Annotated in this window: 17 protein-coding genes; 8 read left to right on the forward strand and 9 right to left on the reverse strand. The window is 64.6% G+C overall.

The window, feature by feature from the left end; translation table 11 throughout:
- Positions 1–61 precede the first annotated feature (61 nt).
- A complete protein-coding gene (gene cobS, locus AB4097_RS00780) occupies positions 62–1,051 on the reverse strand; it encodes a cobaltochelatase subunit CobS (RefSeq protein ID WP_262272503.1) in 990 nt (329 codons plus the stop codon).
- 117 nt (positions 1,052–1,168) lie between these two features.
- The gene (locus tag AB4097_RS00785; RefSeq protein ID WP_442036267.1) at positions 1,169–1,792 is read right to left on the reverse strand and encodes a J domain-containing protein; all 624 of its coding nucleotides are present in this window, start codon (positions 1,790–1,792) and stop codon (positions 1,169–1,171) included.
- Positions 1,793–1,882: 90 nt separating this feature from the next.
- On the opposite strand from AB4097_RS00785, the gene AB4097_RS00790 reads away from it, so the two are divergent.
- The gene (locus AB4097_RS00790; protein WP_442036269.1) at positions 1,883–2,149 is read left to right on the forward strand and encodes a BolA family protein; all 267 of its coding nucleotides are present in this window, start codon (positions 1,883–1,885) and stop codon (positions 2,147–2,149) included.
- A 158-nt stretch (positions 2,150–2,307) separates the two neighbouring features.
- Here the strand turns inward: AB4097_RS00790 and AB4097_RS00795 are convergent, their stop codons facing one another.
- On the reverse strand, positions 2,308–3,474 hold the full coding sequence (locus AB4097_RS00795; RefSeq protein ID WP_442036271.1) for an acetyl-CoA acetyltransferase: 1,167 nt from the start codon (positions 3,472–3,474) through the stop codon (positions 2,308–2,310).
- A gap of 159 nt (positions 3,475–3,633) precedes the next feature.
- Between AB4097_RS00795 and AB4097_RS00800 the strand changes: the two genes are divergently transcribed.
- Positions 3,634–4,212, forward strand: a complete 579-nt coding sequence (locus AB4097_RS00800; protein WP_442036273.1) for a TIGR00730 family Rossman fold protein — start codon at positions 3,634–3,636, stop codon at positions 4,210–4,212.
- Positions 4,213–4,219: 7 nt separating this feature from the next.
- On the opposite strand, the gene AB4097_RS00805 is transcribed toward AB4097_RS00800, so the two are convergent.
- Both AB4097_RS00805 and AB4097_RS00810 read right to left on the reverse strand, forming a co-directional pair.
- Complete coding sequence (locus tag AB4097_RS00805) at positions 4,220–5,374, reverse strand: redoxin domain-containing protein (RefSeq protein WP_442036275.1); 1,155 nt, start codon at positions 5,372–5,374, stop codon at positions 4,220–4,222.
- 186 nt (positions 5,375–5,560) lie between these two features.
- Positions 5,561–6,463: an EamA family transporter gene (locus tag AB4097_RS00810; protein WP_442036277.1), complete on the reverse strand. Its 903-nt coding sequence runs from the start codon at positions 6,461–6,463 to the stop codon at positions 5,561–5,563.
- 191 nt (positions 6,464–6,654) lie between these two features.
- On the opposite strand from AB4097_RS00810, the gene AB4097_RS00815 reads away from it, so the two are divergent.
- The 4 genes from AB4097_RS00815 to AB4097_RS00830 all read left to right on the forward strand — a co-directional run bounded on the left by AB4097_RS00815 (position 6,655) and on the right by AB4097_RS00830 (position 11,360).
- The gene (locus AB4097_RS00815) at positions 6,655–8,022 is read left to right on the forward strand and encodes a D-alanyl-D-alanine carboxypeptidase family protein (protein WP_442036279.1); all 1,368 of its coding nucleotides are present in this window, start codon (positions 6,655–6,657) and stop codon (positions 8,020–8,022) included.
- 119 nt (positions 8,023–8,141) lie between these two features.
- Positions 8,142–9,092 (forward strand): DMT family transporter, encoded by a 951-nt coding sequence (locus tag AB4097_RS00820; RefSeq protein ID WP_442036281.1) that lies wholly within the window; start codon positions 8,142–8,144, stop codon positions 9,090–9,092.
- Positions 9,093–9,153: 61 nt separating this feature from the next.
- Positions 9,154–10,290: a CobW family GTP-binding protein gene (locus AB4097_RS00825; protein WP_442036283.1), complete on the forward strand. Its 1,137-nt coding sequence runs from the start codon at positions 9,154–9,156 to the stop codon at positions 10,288–10,290.
- A gap of 74 nt (positions 10,291–10,364) precedes the next feature.
- Positions 10,365–11,360 carry a hypothetical protein gene (locus tag AB4097_RS00830; RefSeq protein WP_442036285.1) on the forward strand — a complete coding sequence of 332 codons (996 nt, stop codon included), beginning with the start codon at positions 10,365–10,367 and terminating at the stop codon, positions 11,358–11,360.
- A 20-nt stretch (positions 11,361–11,380) separates the two neighbouring features.
- Here the strand turns inward: AB4097_RS00830 and AB4097_RS00835 are convergent, their stop codons facing one another.
- From AB4097_RS00835 to AB4097_RS00845, 3 genes are read right to left on the reverse strand one after another with little or no spacing between them, the layout of a single operon-like run.
- The gene (locus tag AB4097_RS00835; RefSeq protein ID WP_442036287.1) at positions 11,381–12,148 is read right to left on the reverse strand and encodes an ABC transporter permease; all 768 of its coding nucleotides are present in this window, start codon (positions 12,146–12,148) and stop codon (positions 11,381–11,383) included.
- A 5-nt stretch (positions 12,149–12,153) separates the two neighbouring features.
- Positions 12,154–12,945 carry an ABC transporter ATP-binding protein gene (locus tag AB4097_RS00840; protein ID WP_442036289.1) on the reverse strand — a complete coding sequence of 264 codons (792 nt, stop codon included), beginning with the start codon at positions 12,943–12,945 and terminating at the stop codon, positions 12,154–12,156.
- A gap of 51 nt (positions 12,946–12,996) precedes the next feature.
- On the reverse strand, positions 12,997–14,034 hold the full coding sequence (locus AB4097_RS00845) for an ABC transporter substrate-binding protein (protein ID WP_442036291.1): 1,038 nt from the start codon (positions 14,032–14,034) through the stop codon (positions 12,997–12,999).
- 303 nt (positions 14,035–14,337) lie between these two features.
- Between AB4097_RS00845 and AB4097_RS00850 the strand changes: the two genes are divergently transcribed.
- The gene (locus AB4097_RS00850; RefSeq protein WP_442036293.1) at positions 14,338–15,345 is read left to right on the forward strand and encodes a TerC family protein; all 1,008 of its coding nucleotides are present in this window, start codon (positions 14,338–14,340) and stop codon (positions 15,343–15,345) included.
- A 160-nt stretch (positions 15,346–15,505) separates the two neighbouring features.
- Here AB4097_RS00850 and AB4097_RS00855 read toward each other — a convergent pair whose 3' ends face one another.
- Positions 15,506–15,967 carry an Lrp/AsnC ligand binding domain-containing protein gene (locus AB4097_RS00855; protein WP_442036295.1) on the reverse strand — a complete coding sequence of 154 codons (462 nt, stop codon included), beginning with the start codon at positions 15,965–15,967 and terminating at the stop codon, positions 15,506–15,508.
- Between the two features lie 113 nt (positions 15,968–16,080).
- Here AB4097_RS00855 and putA point away from each other — a divergent pair, with 113 nt between their 5' ends.
- Positions 16,081–19,179, forward strand: coding sequence for a bifunctional proline dehydrogenase/L-glutamate gamma-semialdehyde dehydrogenase PutA (gene putA / locus AB4097_RS00860; protein ID WP_442036297.1), 3,099 nt, complete (start codon positions 16,081–16,083; stop codon positions 19,177–19,179).
- Positions 19,180–19,259 lie beyond the last annotated feature (80 nt).

Here is a 19,259-nt window from a genome sequence, read left to right on the forward strand (position 1 = left end):
ACCCGGCATCCTCGTCCTTCGAGACGCTACGCTCCTCAGGATGAGGATGCCTGATCGTTGATTAGCTCAGCACCATATTCACGGCGCTCTCCGGCAGTTCCTTGCCGAAGGAGCGCTGATAGAACTCGGCCACGAGGGCGCGCTCGAGCTCGTCGCACTTGTTGAGGAACGTCACGCGGAAGGCGAAGCCCGTATCGCCGAAGATCTCGGCGTTCTCGGCCCAGGTGATCACCGTACGCGGGCTCATGACGGTCGAGAGATCGCCGTTCATGAAGGCCGAGCGGGTGAGGTCGGCCACGCGCACCATCTTGTTGACGATGTCCCGGCCGGACGCATCCTCCTGGTAGTGCTTCGCCTTGGAGAGGACGATGTCCACCTCCTTGTCGTGCGGCAGGTAGTTGAGCGTCGTGACGATGGACCAGCGGTCCATCTGGCCCTGGTTGATCTGCTGCGTGCCGTGATAGAGGCCAGAGGTGTCGCCGAGGCCCACCGTGTTGGCGGTAGCGAAGAGGCGGAAGGCCGGGTGAGGCCGGATCACGCGCTTCTGATCCAGCAGAGTGAGCTTGCCCGACTGCTCCAGCACGCGCTGGATCACGAACATTACGTCAGGGCGGCCCGCGTCGTATTCGTCGAACACGAGCGCCACGTTGTTCTGGAGGGCCCAGGGCAGGATGCCGTCCTGGAAGGCGGTGACCTGCTTGCCTTCCTGCAGCACGATGGCGTCCTTGCCGACGAGATCGATACGCGACACGTGACTGTCCAGGTTCACGCGCACGCAGGGCCAGTTGAGGCGGGCCGCCACCTGCTCGATATGGGTCGACTTGCCGGTGCCGTGATAGCCCGTGATCATGACGCGGCGGTTGCGCGCGAAGCCTGCCAGGATCGCGAGCGTCGTATCCCGGTCGAAGAGATAGTCCGGGTCGAGATCGGGCACATGCCCCTCGGCCTGCGAGAAGGCTGGAACCTCCAGATCCGAGTCGATCCCGAAGACCTGTCGCACGGACACCTTCATATCAGGCAGAAGGGTCGCTGTCTCGGTTTGTGCCGTCATAGGGGCCTCTCGGTCTTTGAAGTGTGTCTCGAAAACGTCACGGGCTTCTTAACCCCCATGACGGAATGGCGCAATTTCCTAATGCGCTTGGCTGCCTTGCCTAAAAGGATACCGTTCTCAGCAAAGGCCGGCGCTCTTGAGGGCATCGTGCGCCTTGATGATGTCGCGCAGACGCTCCTCGAAGGATCGGTCGCCCCCGTTGGCATCCGGATGGAAGCGCTTCACCAGCGACTTGTACTGGGCCTTGATCGCGGGTCCGTCGGCGGTCTCGTCGAGCCCGAGGATGTCGAGCGCGCGGCGCACCGCCCCGCTGTAGCGCGGACGCTTCGGCTCGGGCCGGGCCCGACTGGTCCGGGCCTGGGTGAAATCCTCGCCCTTGAGGATCCCGAGGGGATCGACATAGCCCCAGTCCCGCGGTTCGGCTTTCGCCTCGCGCTCCTCGCCGGACGCGTTCATGCCCATGGTCCAGGTCGGGCGGTGGCCGATGATGGAATCCTTCTGGAAGGCCGCAACGGCCGAATCCGACATGCCGGCGAAATAATTGTACGAGGCGTTGTATTCGCGCACATGCTGGAGGCAGAAGCGCCAGTACTGGCCTTCCCGGTCCCGCCCCTTGGGCGCGCGGAATTCTCCCGCCGCCTTGCAGGTTGGATGTTCGCAGACGGGTCCCTTGGTCTCCTGCGGCTCTTCGCAGGAAGGCTTGATCCGGATACGGTCGAAAAGAGGCGAGTTGAGATCCATGATTCAGTGATTATGAGTGGCTTGGGGCCTTGAGCCAAGGCCTGAACGCTTTTCGCCGCAGACCCGTTCAAAAAGGTTTTACAAATCAGCATGACCCTTCAGCATTGGATCACACAAACTTTGCAGGAGAGCCTGCAGCCGACCGACCTGAACGTCATCGACGAATCAGAAAAGCATCACGGCCATGCCGGGTGGCGGGAAGGCGGGGCAACTCATTTCCAGGTTTATATCGTGTCGGAATCCTTCTCCGGCAAGAGCCGGGTGGAGCGCCACAGGCTCGTGAACGAGGTCTTGAAAGGTGCCTTCGACAGGGGGCTGCACGCCTTGGCGATTCAGGCCAAGGCGCCGGGGGAGTGACACTCTCCCCGGCGCCTTGGCCGGCCTTGTGCCGGCCATCCCGATACTGAAGGGCTCGATGCCTAATAGAATCGAGATCACCGGCACAAGGCCGGTGATGACGTAGAGGGTATTACTACCGGTCGACGACTCCGAAGCGACGCAGCCCTACGGCTTCGCTACTTGATCCGCTCAAGCACGCTCACGTAATTGGCCACGGCCGCGCCGCCCATGTTGAAGATACCGCCGAGTGTCGGATTCTTCACCTGGATGCCGCCGGCTTCCTCGCAGAGCTGCATGGCCGAGAGCGCATGCATGGACACGCCCGTGGCGCCGATGGGATGGCCCTTCGCTTTCAGGCCGCCGGAGGGGTTCACAGGCAGCCTGCCGTCGCGGTTCGTCCAGCCTTCCTTGACGGCGATCGCGCCCTGCCCAGGCGCCGTCAGGCCCATGGCCTCGTACTCGATGAGTTCCGCGATGGTGAAGCAGTCGTGGGTCTCGACGAAGGAGAGATCCGTCAGCTGAATCCCCGCCTGATCCAAGGCCCGCCGCCAGGCTTCCGCGCAGCCCTCGAACTGGACGATGTCGCGCTTCGACATGGGCAGGAAATCCTGCGCATGGGCCGTGGCCCGGAAGGCCACCGCGCGCTTCATCCGAAGCGCCGTCTCGGTATCGGCCAGGACCAGGGCGGCAGCACCGTCGGAGACGAGCGAGCAATCGGTGCGCTTAAGGGGACCGGCGACGTAAGGGTTCTTCTCGCTCTCCGCTCGGCAGAAATCGAAGCCCAGATCCTTGCGCATCTGCGCATAAGGATTGTCGACGCCGTTCTTGTGGTTCTTGGCCGCGATCAGGGCAAGCGCATCGGACTGGTCGCCATGGCGCTGGAAATAGGCCCCGGCGATCTTGCCGAACACGCCGGCGAACCCACCGGGCGTGCCGCCGTCCTCCGGCAGGTAGGAGGCCTTGAGCAGGATATTGCCGATCTCCGGCCCCGGCGTCTTCGTCATCTGCTCCACGCCGACTACCAGTACGGTCTTGGCCCGCCTTGCCTCGATGGTCTTGATCGCCTGGTGCACGGCGGCCGAACCGGTCGCGCAGGCATTCTCGACCCGGGTCGCCGGCTTGAACCGGAATCTGTCGCTGGCCTGGAACACCAGGGAGGCGGTGAAGTCCTGGGCCGAGAAGCCGCCATTGAAATGGCCGAGCACCACCTCGTCCACATCCTCGGGGCCGAGGCCCGCATGATCCAGCGCCTCGTTGGCGACGCGGACGATCAGGCTTTCGACCGACTCGGTGTCGAGCTTGCCGAAGGGGGTATGGGCCCAGCCGACGATGCAGGCAGTCATGGATGTCTCCTCGGGGATCGTGTTGTTGGACAACAAGGTGGCCCTCTTTGCGGCCTTCAGCAAGTCGGACTTCGGATGCTCAGTTCTGCTTGAAGGTCTTGAGCCCGGCCCATTCCTGTCGTTCATCGGTGGCTTAAGCGAATCACGAAGGAAAGTCCCATGCGCCTGTGTGTCTTCTGTGGCTCCAGCAGCGGCCAGGATCCGATTTATTTCGCGGTGGCCCGGTCGCTCGGCGAGACCTTGGCAGTCCAGGGAATCGAGTTGGTCTATGGCGGCGCCTCGGTCGGCCTTATGGGCGCGGTCGCCGATGCGGCCCTTGAAAAGGGCGGCCACGTGATCGGCGTAATGCCGCAGGCGCTGGTGGACAAGGAGATCGCCCATCGGTCCCTGGGCGACCTGCGGGTGGTGGGCTCGATGCACGAGCGCAAAGCCCTGATGGCGGAGCTCTCCGACGGCTTCATCGCCCTGCCGGGCGGTCTCGGCACCTTCGAGGAATTGTTCGAGGTCTGGACCTGGGCGCAGCTCGGCTACCACCGCAAGCCCTGCGCGCTACTGAATGCCGGCGGCTTCTACGACAAGCTGACCGATTTCCTGGACGACGTGGTCGAGCGCGGCTTCGTGAAGCCGATCCACCGGGCGATGCTGATCGTCGAGGAGGAGCCTGCCGCGCTGATCGCGGCGGTCCGCGCCTACGAGCCGCCGAAGGTCGACAAGTGGATCAAGGCGGGCGAGCGATAATCCGAGATCAAGCCTTGTAGGCGCTCACGCCCTCGCCGAGACGGGCGTTGTTGGCCTCCCGAATCTTGGCGGCTTCCTCGTCATAGAGGAAGGGCAGGAAGGCGAAGCGGCGCCCTTCGGTCACACGCGATACCGCATGGAGAAGCGGGCACGAGAACACCACGGCGCCGCCCGGGGGAGCCTTGTAGCTGCGCGACCCGTATTCCGGGAAGCTGACCTCGCCGCCCTCGAAGTCGCCATTGAGGTTGATGGAGACCGCGAAGCGACGGTGGGCGGTGCCGCTCGTCGTGTTATCGCGATGCGCGCGGAAATGGCCGCCATCCTCCGCCGCGTAGCAGGAGACGATGTAGCGCTCCATCCTGGTCGGCTTGAAGAAGTGCACCCGCTCGATCTCCGGATTGATGCGGCGGACGATGCGGTGCTGCACCTGCCGCATCAGGTTCTCGTCCTCGATGGTGTAGTCCCTGCGCTTTTTGTGGCTCGCATCATGGATAGCGACGGTCTTGCCGTTGACCTCGCGCATGAAGCCCGATTCCTCACCGCCATGCCGTTCGTAGAGGCCGATCAGGTGCCTGCAGAACTCGGGCTCGAACACATCCGGAATGACGAGCACGGGAGCGGGGATCTCGAACCCGGCGAATTGGTCCACCGGCGGAAGCGCCCGCAGGTAAGCCATGACTGTCTCCCGGTCGCTGCCATCCTGTTCGAACGGGAAGACGGCACGCACGCGCAAGGTCGGATTGAGCACCATCCAGAAGCGGCGGATCGGAATTCCCGACTGGCCCGGCGTCGTATTGCGCGGAAGCGCTCCATAGAGGCGCCCGACGGCGCCGTCGTAGTCCCAGAAATGACGAATGCCGGGGACGATCTGCCTGGCCCGGGCCTCCGTGTCGTCCAACGGATCGACGCTCACGCCGAAGATCGCCACCTTGTCGTCGTCGAACAGGTCGCGGTGCTCGTCCTGGAACGAAGCCAGGGTCGCCCGGCCGACGTCGTCCGAGCCCGTCCCATAGAAACACAGGACGATGTAGCGCCCGGCGATCGTATCGAAGCTGAACTGCGGATTGCTGGACGAGTTCTGCTTGAACCAGGGAGCCGGATCGCCGACCTGGAGAATGCGATAGGCTGGCTGGACGGTCTCGGATACGGCGGCATTGGTCATGGAAAGCGGGTCCGAACGGGATTGAACATCATGTAATGTTGTTCGTTAACATGCTGTTGCCGCAGCGACAAGCTAGAGCATCGGACCCAAAAGTGGATTTGCACTTTTGGGATCCATCCGATGCTCCACTCCTTGAAGAGCGCATCGTTGATGCGGAAAACCGGGTCCACTTTTCCACACGATGCGCTAACGTTGCGCAAGGAGCAGCAAACCCACGCCCACGAGGATCAGCGCCATTCCCCCCAGCTCCCGCCGGGTCGTCGCCTGCGCCAGGAAGCGATGGGACACAGCCTGCGCCATCAGGACTTCGACGAGGGCGAGCGTCCGCACGTTGGCTGCGGTCGTGAGCGCGAAGCCGATGAACCAGAACTGGGACGCCAGCGCCCCCAGGAACCCCGCTCCCAGGGAGGGCCGCCAGGCGGCAAAGCTCGCCATCAGGGCCTTGCGGTCGAAAATCCCGAGCCAGATCAGGAGAATGGCCGTCTGCAGGCCCAGGCCCCAGACCAGGGTCGTGGAGGCCCGGATCAGCGGGGAGCCGTGGTCGAGCGACAGGATGGCGCCGCGAAAGCCGATGGCCGCCAGGGCGAAGAAGGCGCCCGAGGCGAGGCCGAAGAGAACCGGCTTCGCGCCCGAGGAGGTGAGGCTCGTGCCCGGCTTCACGGACATGAGCACAACCCCCGAGGTCGCGACCGCGATGGCGAGCCCCATGGCCGGCGTCAGATGATCTCCCAGGAGCACCAGCCCGAACAGGGCCACCTGGACCGGCTCGGTCTTGGTATAGGCCGTGACCACCGAGAAAGCACGCTCCCGCATGGCCGCCAGCATGAGGGCCGTGGCGAGGATCTGGGTGACCGCCCCGGTCAGGGCGTAAACCAGGAAGGTCGCATTGGGGCCTGGAACAACCTCTCCGGTCCCGAGGTTCACCACCGCCAGCGCCAGGAGGGCGAAAGGGAAGCCGTAGAGGAAGCGGACCTGGGTCGCGCCCACGGTTCCGATGGTTTCGGTCAGGCGCCGCTGCGTGGCGTTGCGGCCGGTCTGGGCCGCTGCCGCCGCCAGGGTTACCGGGATCCAGAGGAGGGATGTTGTCATATCGATCTTCAAACCGCGCCGCTCTTGCCACTGTCTTGACACGAATTTCGTTAAGAAGGGCGGTATAAACTGTCAAAAATCCGGCCAGCCTAGCCAAGGCTCGGGATTGGCCCTACAAATGGCCCAGCCGACAGGCGGGGCTTGATCGAGATCCTCCCCTTTCGTTGGACGAAGCCAAGGAGTCGTTCCGCATGAACGTTAGCCGAGCCCTCCGCGCGACAGCCTTTGCCCTTGCCGCCCTGTTCGGCGGTTCGGCGCTGGCGGCCGGCGGCCCTGCTCTTGTCGTTGAACTCGAATCCGGCCGCGTCCTGCACGCGGAACGGGCGACCGACCCCTGGTTTCCGGCTTCGATCACCAAGCTGATGACGGCCTATGTGGCCCTCGACAAGGTGCGCTCCGGCCAGATGAGCATGGAGACGCTGCTCACCGTCACCGACGGCGCGGCCGCCCTGCCCCCGTCCAAGATGGGCTTCAAGCCCGGCACGCAGATCCGCCTCGACAACGCCCTCAAGATCCTGATGGTGAAGTCCGCGAACGACATCGCCGCGACCATCGCGGAGAATATCGGCGGCTCGATCGACGGCTTCGCGGATCTGATGAACGCCCATGCCCAGCGCCTCGGCATGGTCAGCAGTCATTTCGTCAATCCCCACGGCCTGCCCGACGAGCGCAACCAGACCTCGGCCCGCGACATGGCGATCCTGGCCCGCGCGCTGCTGCTCGAGTTCCCGGAGGACAGGGATCTGTTCGACATCGGGGCGGTTCAGTTCGGCCGGCGCATCATGCGCAACACGAATGGTCTCATCGGCCGCTATGCCGGCGCCGACGGCATGAAGACCGGCTTCATCTGCTCGGCCGGCTTCAACGTGGTGGCGAGCGCCACGCGCAACGGCCGTCATCTCATCACCGTCGTGCTCGGCGCCCAATCGGCCAACGAGCGCACGATCAAGGCGGCCGAACTGTTCGACCGCGGCTTCAGCAGCAAGGTGAACTTCACCAATCCGGAGCTCGCGGCCCTCCCGGTTTCCAGCAACACCACGCCGCCGGACATGCGCCCGGTCATCTGCGACCGTCGCGGGCCGATGCCGCAGGAAGAAGACGCCCCGGCCGTCGCCGAGACGGACAGCAACATTCCGAACCTGTTCTCTTCCGAGGTCATGGCCTTCGCCGGAGACACGGCCGAGAAGCCGGTGCGCACCGTGCTCGGCCCGCGTGCGGCGGTTCAGCCGGAGCGCGTCTGGATCGGGCTCAATCCTCCGTCCGAGGCCGAGCTCGCCGCTCAGGCCGCCGCGGAAGACGCCGCCGAGCAGGCCCGCAAGGCGAAGAAGGCCACCGCGTCCAAGAAGGCGCCGGCCAAGAAGATCGATGCCAAGGCATCGGACGATAAGGAAGCGGACGACAAGGAGCCCGTGAAGGCCACGGCGAAGGGCAAGGACCATGCGCGGGCCAGTGTCGCCGTCAAGCCGGTGTCCGGCAGCGCCAAGCCCGCTTCCAAGCCTGCCGCGAAGGCTCCGCAAAAGGCCGATGCCAATGGGAAGCCCAAATCCGTCGCGAATTGATCCGTGAGACGGCACTCTCTTTGAAACGCCCGGCCATCGACCGGGCGTTTTTCTTGCGCCCTTGCTTTCGCGATCGATCCGCGCGAACGGTGCGGTGTCCTGAATAGTCCGCGTGCCCGATGACCCGCTCCTCCTCCCCCGCCGCCGGCCTCCTCTTCGCCCTCGCCTCGGCCAGCCTCTACGGCTTCAACATCGTCTATGCCCGTATGGCATCCTTTGCCGGCGCCAGCGGCTCGGCGATCGTGGTCTATCGGGTCTTCCTGATGCTCGTGCTGGTGGGCATCGTAGCGGCTGCCGCGAGAAGCTCGCTCGCCATGGCGCGGGAAGAGAGAGGCAAGCTGCTCCTCCTCGGGATTTCCAGCGCCCTGCAGGGCATCTGCTATCTGTCGTCCGTCGCCTTCATTCCGGTGACGGTCGCAGCGGTCGTCTTCTACACCTATCCCATCATCATCGTCCTCGCGAGCCCGTTCGTGGAGAAGACGCCGCTGACGCCGGCCCTGGTCGGGATCGTCGCCGTCGCGACCCTCGGCGTCTGCCTGGTGGTGGGACCTGCCTTTTCGGATCTCGACTGGCGCGGCCTCGCCCTCGCCTTCGGGGCCAGCGTCATCACGGCCATCCAGTTCTTCACCGCGGCGCGCTGCCCTAAGACGGGCGTGGTGGCGAAGGTGTTCTGGGTTCAGCTGATCATCCTGCCGACCGCGATCGTCATCAGCCTGGCCGCGGGACAATTGGCGCCGCCATCGATCCTGGCCCTGGCGCCCTTCGCGGTCGCGATGACGATCGCCGGCTACATCGGTGGGTTCGTCCTGCAGTTCCTGGCGCTCGGGCGCATCACGGCGGTGGCGGCCGGAATCATCTTCTGCGCCGAGCCGGTGGTGGCGGCCCTGTCCTCGGCCATCATCCTGAACGAAACCCTGGCGCCGCTGCAAATCGCCGGCGGGGCTCTTGTGCTGGCCGCCATCATGGCCAACGTTCTCTTGGAGCAACGACGTCCGAAGGGCGCACTGGCGCATCGAACGCAAAAGCGGGCACCGGTTTTGCGTGAAAAGATGCGGGAAACAGAAACTTGAAGCATCGGACGTGAATCCGAATCCATGCCCGATGCTTCAGTGCCGATTGTGGATTGATAGAATGACGACCATGCCCCCTCCCGCGCCGATCCCGCTCACCATCCTCACTGGGTTCCTGGGGTCCGGGAAAACGACGCTGCTCAACCGGCTCCTGAAGGATCCGGCTCTGCAGGACACGGTGGTCATCATGAACGAGTTCGGCGAGATCGGACTCGATCACCTGCTGGTGGAGACCGTCGACGAAGGCATGGTGCTGCTCTCTGCCGGATGCCTCTGCTGCACCGTGCGCGGCGATCTCATCGCGACGCTCGAGGATCTCCTGCGCAAGCGCGACAACAACCGCATCCTGCCGTTCAAGCGCGTGATCATCGAGACCACGGGCCTCGCCGACCCGGCGCCGATCCTCCATGCGGTGCTCTACCATCCCTATCTGTCCATGCGCTACGCGGTGGACGGCGTGGTGACGGTGGTCGATGCCGTTAACGCAGACACCACTCTGGACATGCATCGGGAGGCCGTGAAGCAGGCCGCCGTTGCCGAGCGGATCGTCATCGCCAAGACCGATCTCGTCGAGGATCGGCGGAGCCTCGAGCGGCTGCGCGAGCGGCTGCACCAGCTCAATCCGGGTGCCGCTCTCCTGGAGGCGGATGCGCCGGCCGAAGCGGTCATCTCAGGCGGCCTCTTCGGCCTCGACGGCAAGATCGCCGATGTGGCCCAATGGCTGAAGACGGAGGCCGTGGAGGAGGCGGAGCGCGAGAGCCACGCCCATCAGCACAGCCATCACCATCACGGCCACGATCATCACCATCATCATCACGACGTGAATCGGCACGACGAAAAGATCCGCGCCTTCTGCCTCACCAGCAACGAGCCGATCCGGCAGGGCACGCTCGACATGTTCCTTGATCTCCTGCGCTCGTCCCAGGGCGCGAAACTGCTGCGTGTGAAAGGACTCGTGGCCCTGGCCGAGGATCCCGAGCACCCGGTGGTCATTCACGGCGTGCAGCACGTGATCCACGTTCCCGCCGTGTTGCCGCGCTGGCCGAGCGATGATCGTCGCAGCCGCATCGTCTTCATCGTGGACGATCTGGAACGCGAGATAGTGGAGAAGCTCTGGAACGCCTTTCTCGGGCGCCCGGCTGTTGACGCCCCCGACGCGGCGGCGCTCTCGGACAATCCCTTGTCTCTCAGGCGCTGATCAAGCTTCCGTAACGGCCATTGATCGGATAGGTTATAGCGATGCTATGACGTGATTCTGTAAGGTCGGTTGCGATGCAGGTTTCAAGATTCGTCCAAGCCGCTTTCCTATGCGGCGCCGCTCTCGCCATGCCGGCTCAGGCAAAGCAGCCCCCGGGACCGCGCATCCTGAAGATCGACCTGCGCGTGGAAGGCTCGGAAAGCTGGCAGACCAAGGTCAGTTCCGAGAAGGGAACGATCGCGGAGCGCTTCTTCCTGGCAACCGTCCTGGAACCGAGCGACAGCCTGGATGCCATGAATCCGCTCGATCCGGATTCCATGCGCAAGGCGCAGGACACCAGCGCCCGGCAGATCGCCGACATGCAAAAGATCCAAGAGCGCAACAAGGCCCTGGCGCCCGCAGCAGCTCCGAATGCCGCCATGCAGCAGCAGGTCAACCAGGCGATCATGCAGGCTTATGCCAAGTGCAAGGGCGACGAGGCCTGCATCAAGGCCGCCGTGATGCAGGCGAATCCCGGCCTGATGACCCCGCCTCCCGGCGCCACTATGAGGCCCGGCGTGCCTGATGCCTCAATGGCCTCTCAGGAGGAGAAAGAGATTTACCGGCAATGGTTCGGCCTCGAAGGCTGTCCCGGCAAGTTCAGGGCCACCCGCAACGACGTCAGCCAGGGCTCAGTATCCGACGTGGGCGCGTCCAAGCCGTGGAACCATGAGGCCAGGTTCGACATCGCGCAGGCCAAGCCGTCCCTGTGCCTGTCCTACCCGATGTCCGTCGTGAACGAGGATGCCAATACGCTCTTCCTCCCGGGCTTCCTGTTTCCGGAAATTCCCGCCGTGCAGAAAAACATCGGAAATGTCACCACAGCCGTTCCCGAGGAGATCGCCGCATGGGCGGCCAAAACTCTTAAAGGGGCGCCGCTGTCCGGCACGAAGAGCGAGACGATCAATCTGACCAGGCCCATCCTGGTTCTCCCGCTGGGCAACGCCTCCTACAAGGGCAGCGTCAAGGTCACCATGACGTGGAGCCTGACAGACGGCTACAAGGCGGGCGCAGCCTTGCCGGATCAGTGAGAGCGGAAACCAATCCGATCTCACGCGGCCATCTGCGAGCGCTGCGCCCAGCCGGTCATGGAGCGTTCCACGTAAGCGGTGATCGCATACATGACGACGCCGAGGACCGCGAGCACCACGAGGGCGGCCCAGACCAGCGGCACCTCGAAGGCTGCGGACGCGCGGGTGAGCAGGTTGCCGATGCCCACATTCGACGCGTTCTGCTCGCCGATGACGGAGCCCACATAGGCGAGCGTGATCGCCACTTTGAGCGAGCCGAAGAAATACGGCATGGCGCGGGGCACGCCGACCTTGAGCACGATGTCCCGCTTCGAGGCGCCGAGCGCCCGCAGCACATCCTCCATTTCCGGCTCCACCGTGGCGATGCCGGTGGCGACGTTCACCACGATGGGAAAGAACGAGATCAGGAAGGCGGTCAGCACTGGCGGCACCCAGCCGACCCCGAACCAGAACACGAGGATCGGCACCACGGCCACCTTCGGGATCGAGTTGAAGCCCACGAGCAGCGGATAGGATCCCGCATTGATGAGCCGCGAGGAGCCGAGCACCATGCCGAGGAGCAGGCCGAACCCTACCGCGAGACCAAAGCCGGCCAGCGTCATCCAGAGGGTATGCATGGCGTGGTAGGCGAGCTGCGTCCGGTATTCCCACACGGCGAGAAGGATCGTAGAGGGTGCCGGAAGGATGAAGCTCGACACCTTCAGGACACGGCAGACGATCTCCCACAGCACGAAGAAGCCGATGGTGAAGATCCAGGGAGCAAGCGCGAGCTGGTTCTTGGTTTTCATGAGACTCAAGCCGCCTTGCGCGCCTGCGCGATATGCCCGCGCAGTTCATGGACGAGCGCGGAGAATTCCGGCGTGTAGGTAATTTCGAGATCGCGCGGTCGCGGGAACTCCACCTCCCGCTCGGCAACGATCCGGCCCGGCCGCGCGCTCATGCAGAAGATCCGGTCCGACAGGAACGCGGCCTCGCGCAGATCGTGGGTGACGAGAATGATCGTGACCTTCTGGGCCGCATGAAGATCGCGCATCACGCACCACAATTCCTCGCGGGTGAAGCTGTCGAGCGCACCGAAGGGCTCATCGAGCATCAGGAGCTTCGGCTCATGGATCAGCGCCCGGCAGAGGGAGGCGCGCTGCTGCATGCCTCCGGAGAGCTGCCAGGGGAACTTATGTCCCTGCCCCTTGAGGCCGACCTGCTCCAGGAGGCTCTCGGCTTTCGCCACATACTCGGCCTTGTGGCGGCGCAGCCGCGCGCGGTGCGGTTCCACGATCTCGAGCGGCAGGAGGATGTTGTCGAGAGTGGTGCGCCAGGGCAGCATGGTCGGGTTCTGGAAGGCCATGCCGGCGAGCTTGACAGGAGCTCCCACCTGCTTGCCATCGACGATGACGGTCCCCTCGCGGGGGAACTGCAAACCGGTGGCGAGCTTCATGAGGGTGGACTTGCCGCAACCCGAAGGACCGACGATGGCGGCGAACTCGCCCTCATTCACCTTGAGATTGAGGTTCCTGACCGCAGGCAGGCCGTCCTCGGTTCGCGCATAGACGTGAGTGACGTCGTGGATATCGACGAAAGTCGGCACAGGGCGCTCCGCTTGTTCACCCTCCCCTTGAGGGGGAGGGTAAGAGAAGACTCAGTTCACCTTGCGCTGGTCGGCCGCGGGGAGGAACTCCTCCGTGAACACGGCACCGACCTCAGGTTTGGTCTTGTAAGTGAAGGTCAGGCCGATCTCGTCGAGGGCCTTGGCGAAACGCTCCTTGTCGATGCCGCCGAAGCCGTTCTCCTTCACCCAGGGGGTGATCATGTTCTGCTCCAGCACCATCTTGAGGCGCTCGAGCTCCACGTCCTTCTTGGCCACGTCGTTGCGCCTGATAACGGAATCGACCGCGCTCGACGGATCCTTCACGGTGTCCTGCACACCTTTCATGATCGCCCGCAGCAGGCCCTTCACGGCCTCCGGCTTCTCCTGGGCGAATTTCTGCGAGACGATGATCGTGTTGCCGTAAAGATCGACGCCGTAATCGCTCATGAGCAGCACGACGATGTCGTCCGCCGGCACGCCGCGGGATTTCAGGTTGATGTAGGACGACATGGAGAAGCCGAACACCGCATCGACCTCTCCTTGCGCCAGCATGGGCTCGCGGACTGGAAAGCCCACATTCTCGAACTTCATGCTGGAATCGTCGATCTTGTTGACCTCCTTGAAGATCGGCCATTGCGCGTAGGCGCTGTCGGCCGCCGGAGCGCCGAACTTCTTGCCCTGCAGGCTCGACACCTCCTTGGTGACGCCGCGGCTCTTGCGTCCGATGATGGCGAAGGGCGGCCGGTCGTAGATCACCATCACGGCCTTGATGTCCGTGCCGGGATTCTCGTCGCGGAACCGCACGAGGGAGTTCACGTCGCCGAAGCCGACATCGTAGGTGCCCGACGCCACGCGGGAGATCGGCTCGCGGGAGCCCGCCGCCGGGTCGATGGTCACGTCGAGCCCTTCGGCCTTGAAGTAGCCCTTGTCGATCGCCACGGCGAAGGGGGCGGCCGGCCCTTCCCAGCGCCAGTCCAGGGAGAACCGCACCGGGGTCTGAGCCTGGCCCGCGGCGGACCCGAGAAGCACGGCCGCTCCGGCCAGCATCCCCCTGATCCACGCCGCCTTCGTCGCACGATCCGCAAGCATCACCGTCACCTCTGTTTTTATGGTCGGGACTTTTGTGGCGCTCTTCCTGGACGCCCGCCCGGTTCTCGACCATGCAACCAGATCGGCCCTCGGGGTCAAGTCTCTTGCCCGGGCATCTCTGCCCTTGGGGCATGCATCTGACGGAAAATTGAGCAGAGGAGCCGGGGTCCGAGGCTCTTGACGGTCGCGGGCGGGCTTCCCACGTGACACCCATCGGCGACCGGGCCCCTCTGGCAGGACGTGCGCACACGACTGTGATGTCGGAGCCGATGCTTGTACGAAAAAGCAATCATAGGTCCGGTTATGCCAGAATTCCTTCTCGTGGAATGGCTGGGAAAGCCCGTCTGGATGTGGACGGCTTTCCTGAGCCTTGTCGTGTTTCTTCTCGCCTTCGATCTCGGTGTCCTGAACAGGAAGGACCGGGAGCTCGGCGTGAAGGAGAGTCTTCTCCTGTCCGCCTTCTATATCGGCATCGCGGCGCTCTTCGGCGCCTATATCTGGTGGTCGTTCGAGACCGGCCTCCTGGTGACCCAGGACGGCAGCCATGCGGGCGTCGCCTACTTCACGGGCTTCTTCATCGAGAAGTCCCTGTCCATCGACAACGTCTTCGTAATCTCGCTGATCTTCAGCTATTTCGCCATCCCCCGGAAATACCAGTACCGGGCCCTCGTGTGGGGCATCATCGGCGTCATCGTCCTGCGCGGCATCATGATCGCCGTGGGCGCGGCGCTGGTGCAGGAATATGCCTGGATGCTCTACCTCTTCGGTGCGTTCCTCATCGTGACCGGCGTCAAGATGCTGCTCGTGCCCGAAAGCGAGCCGGACATCGACAACAACGCCATGGTGCGCTTCCTGCGCCGGCACATGCGGGTCTCGGACCGCCTGCACGAGCAGCACTTCTTCGTGCGGGAGCCCGACCCGAAGACGGGCCGGATCGTCACCTGGGCGACGCCGCTCTTCCTCGCCCTCGTGGTGATCAACGTGGCCGACCTGATCTTCGCGGTCGATTCGGTGCCGGCGATCTTCGCCATCACGACGGACACCTTCGTGGTCTACACGGCGAACATCATGGCGATCCTGGGCCTCAGGGCGCTCTACTTCGCCCTCGCCGCCATGGTGCATCGCTTCCACTACCTGAAATATGCCTTGGCGCTCGTGCTCGTCTTCATCGGCGGCAAGATCTTCTGGAACCAGCTCGTCGGCAAACTCGACCCCACGATCTCGCTCGGCGTCACCTTCGCCCTGATCGCCGGTGGTGTCGTCTTCTCCCTCTGGAAGACGAAGAACGAGCCGGAGACGATTTCCGGGTAAGGCATTTCCATCGTCGTCGCCGGCCTCGTGTCGGTAACGATACCCACCACGTCATGGCCGGCCTTGTGCCAGCCATCTCGATACGGTGAGGCACGGTGCGTCAATCAATCGAGATCACCGGCACAAGGCCGGTGATGACGTGAGGATAAACCCCGGCCCATCACACCGGCAGCATCCCGTCGCTCTTCACCTCCTCCATCACCGCATAGGTGCGCGTTTCCTTCACGCCCGGGAGCGCCAGGAGGATCTCGCCGAGGAAGTGGCGATAGGCGGCCATGTCGGCCACACGGGTCTTGACCAGATAATCGAAGCCGCCCGCCACCATGTGGCATTCGAGAACCTCGGGCGCCCGCTTCACAGCGGCGGCGAATTTTTCGAAAACGTCGGGCGTCGTCTTGTCGAGGGAGACCTCCACGAAGACCAGCAGTTCAAGCCCGAGCCGGTGCGGATCGAGCCTCGCGCCGTAGCCGGCGATGACCCCTTCGCGCTGGAGACGCTTCACGCGTTCCCCTGTTGAGGTCGGCGACAGCCCCACCTTCTCGGCCAGTTCCACGGTAGCGATGCGGCCGTCTGCCTGGAGGTGTTTGAGGATCTTGCGATCGATCCGGTCCAAATCCGTCATTCTCACGGCTCTTTGAGTTTTCCGGCGTTATATCTAAGGCAAGCTTGCCAATTTCGCCATCGAAACACGGCTCACGGCCTCATATATTCCGGAAAACATCCAGAGGATTGTCCATGAGCCCTGCCCCCGGCGCCCCCCTGCCCTTCGACCCGCCCTTCGCCGAAGACGACAAGGCCCTTGCGGCCCGTCTTCTCGCCACCTCGCAGCTGACGTCGGAACGCGAGAAGCGCGTGGACGAGCAGGCGACCCGCCTGATCGAGGCGATCCGCGCCAAGGGCGGCGGGCTCGGCGGCGTCGAGGAGATGCTTCGGGAATACGCGCTGTCCACCAAGGAGGGGCTTGCCCTCATGGTTCTCGCCGAGGCCCTGCTGCGCGTGCCGGATGCCGCCACCTCCGACCGGCTGATCGAGGACAAGCTGGGCCAGGCCGATTTCGCCGGCCATGAGGCGAAGTCTGACGCCTTCCTGGTCTCGGCATCGGCCTGGGCGCTCGGCATCACGGCGCGCATCATTCAGCCCGGTGAGACGCCGGAGAGCATCCTGGGCCAGCTCACGAAGCGCCTCGGCCTCCCGGCGGTTCGCACCGCCACCCGCCAGGCCATGCGGGTCATGGGCAACCACTTCGTGCTCGGCCAGACCATCGACGAGGCGCTCAAGCGCGCCACCTCGTCCAAGGGCCGGATCTACCGCTATTCCTTCGACATGCTCGGCGAAGGCGCCCGCACGGCCGAGGATGCACGCCGCTATTTCGATTCTTATGCCTCCGCCATCGACGCCATCGGCCGCTCGGCCGGCAACGAGCCGCTGCCGAACCGCCCCGGCATCTCGGTGAAGCTCTCGGCCCTCCACCCGCGCTATGAGGCCACGAGCCGCGAGCGGGTCATGCGCGAGCTGGTGCCGCTCGTGATCGAGCTGGCGCAAAAAGCGAAATCCTTCGATCTCAATTTCACGGTCGACGCGGAAGAAGCCGACCGGCTCGAATTGTCCCTTGAGGTGATCGAGGCCGTGATCGCCGATCCGTCCCTGGCCAGCTGGAAAGGCTTCGGCCTCGCGATTCAGGCTTACCAGAAGCGGGCCGGCTCGGTGGTCGACGCCGTCGCGGCCATGGCGGAGAAATACGACCGCCAGCTCATGGTGCGCCTGGTGAAGGGCGCCTATTGGGACACGGAGGTGAAGCGGGCCCAGGAACGCGGCCTCGACGATTATCCGGTCTTCACCCGCAAGGCGATGACGGACCTGCACTACATGGCCTGCGCCGAGAAGATGCTGGCCTTGCGGCCGCGTATCTATCCGCAGTTCGCCACGCACAACGCCCTGACGGTGGCATCCATCATCGAGCGCGCCGGCGGCACGGAGGGCTACGAGTTCCAGCGCCTGCACGGCATGGGCGAGGCGCTCTATGCGCGCCTGCTCGAAGACAATCCGGGCCTCGCGTGCCGCGCCTATGCGCCGGTGGGCGGCCATCGCGACCTGCTGGCCTATCTCGTGCGCCGTCTTCTGGAGAACGGCGCGAATTCATCCTTCGTGTCGGTGGCGGCCGATCCGAACGTGCCGGTCGAGGCGCTGCTGAAGCGCCCCGCCGACATCATCGTGTCCGCCGACAAGGCGCGCCACCCCAAACTGCCTCTGCCGCGCGATCTCTATGGCCCTGAGCGGGCGAATTCGAGAGGCGTCGAGTTCGGCCATCAGGCGTCGCTCGATGCGCTTCTCGCCGAGATCGAGAAGGGCAAACAGCAGAGCTTCAAGGCCCTGCCGCTGATCGACGGCAAGGCGGCCTCGGGCGCAACGCGCCCGGTCGTCAGCCCCATCGACGGCTCGACTGTGGTCGGCCAGGTGACGGAAGCCACGCCGGAGGTGGCCGACCGCGCCATGGCGGCGGCGCAGGCCGGTTTCGCCCCTTGGAGCCGCACGGACGCGAAGACCCGCGCCATGGCGCTCCAGCGCGCGGCCGATCTCCTGGAGGAGCGGCGCGGCGCCCTGCTTCACCTCCTACAGGTGGAAGCAGGCAAGACCCTCGACGATGCCCTCTCCGAGGTGCGCGAGGCCGTCGATTTCCTGCGCTATTACGCCGTTCAGGGCCGCGCGCTGTTCGGCACTGGAGACACGATGCCGGGCCCGACGGGCGAGAGCAATGTGCTGCGCCTGCGCGGGCGCGGCGTGTTCGTGGCGATTTCGCCCTGGAACTTCCCGCTCGCCATCTTCCTCGGCCAGGTCAGTGCCGCGCTGATGGCGGGCAATGCCGTGGTGGCGAAGCCCGCCGAGCAGACGCCGCTGATCGCCGATCTCGCCGTGCGCATCCTGCATGAGGCCGGCGTGCCGAAGACGGCACTTCATCTCATGCCTGGCGACGGACGTGTCGGCGCGCGTCTCGTGGAGCACAAGGACGTGGCGGGCGTCGTGTTCACAGGCTCCACGGAAGTGGCCCGCCTCATCAACCGCACGCTTGCCAACAAGGACGCGGCCATCGTGCCGCTGATCGCCGAGACCGGCGGCATCAATGCCATGATCGTCGATGCGACCGCTCTGCCCGAGCAGGTAGCCGACGATGTGGTGATGTCGGCCTTCCGCTCCGCCGGCCAGCGCTGCTCGGCCCTGCGCCTGCTCTGCGTGCAGGACGATGTCGCCGACCGCATGATCGAGATGATCGCCGGCAATGCCCGCGAGCTGAAGATTGCCGATCCGCGTGAGGTCTCGACCCATGTGGGTCCGGTGATCGACCGCGAGGCGAAGGACAAGCTCGACGCGCATATTGAGGCGATGAAGCGCTCGGCGAAAGTGCACTATGCCGGTGAGGCGCCTACGACCGGAACCTATGTGGCGCCGCATATCTTCGAGCTCAACAGGCCCCATGATCTGGCCCAGGAAGTATTCGGCCCCGTGCTGCACGTCGTGCGCTACAGGGCGGACCGTCTGGAGGACGTGCTGCGCGCCATCGAGGGCACCGGCTACGGGCTGACGCTCGGCGTCCATTCGCGCATTGACGCGACGGTCGCGCGGGTCGTGCAGGCCCTGTCGGTCGGCAACGTCTACGTGAACCGCAACATGATCGGCGCGGTGGTCGGCGTGCAGCCCTTCGGCGGACACGGCCTTTCCGGCACCGGCCCGAAAGCCGGCGGCCCGCACTACCTCCTGCGCTTCGCCACGGAGCAGACGGTGACGATCAACACGGCCGCCGCTGGCGGCAACGCTAACCTGATCGCCATGGGGGAGTAAGGCACCCTCGATCTCACGTCATCAACGGCCTCGTGCCGGTGATCTCGCTTCTGTAAGGCACCCCGGTGTCATTCCCGGCC

Origin of the sequence: Microvirga sp. 2MCAF35 (genome assembly GCF_052115545.1) — a bacterium.
In the GTDB taxonomy this organism is placed as follows: Bacteria; Pseudomonadota; Alphaproteobacteria; order Rhizobiales; family Beijerinckiaceae; genus Microvirga.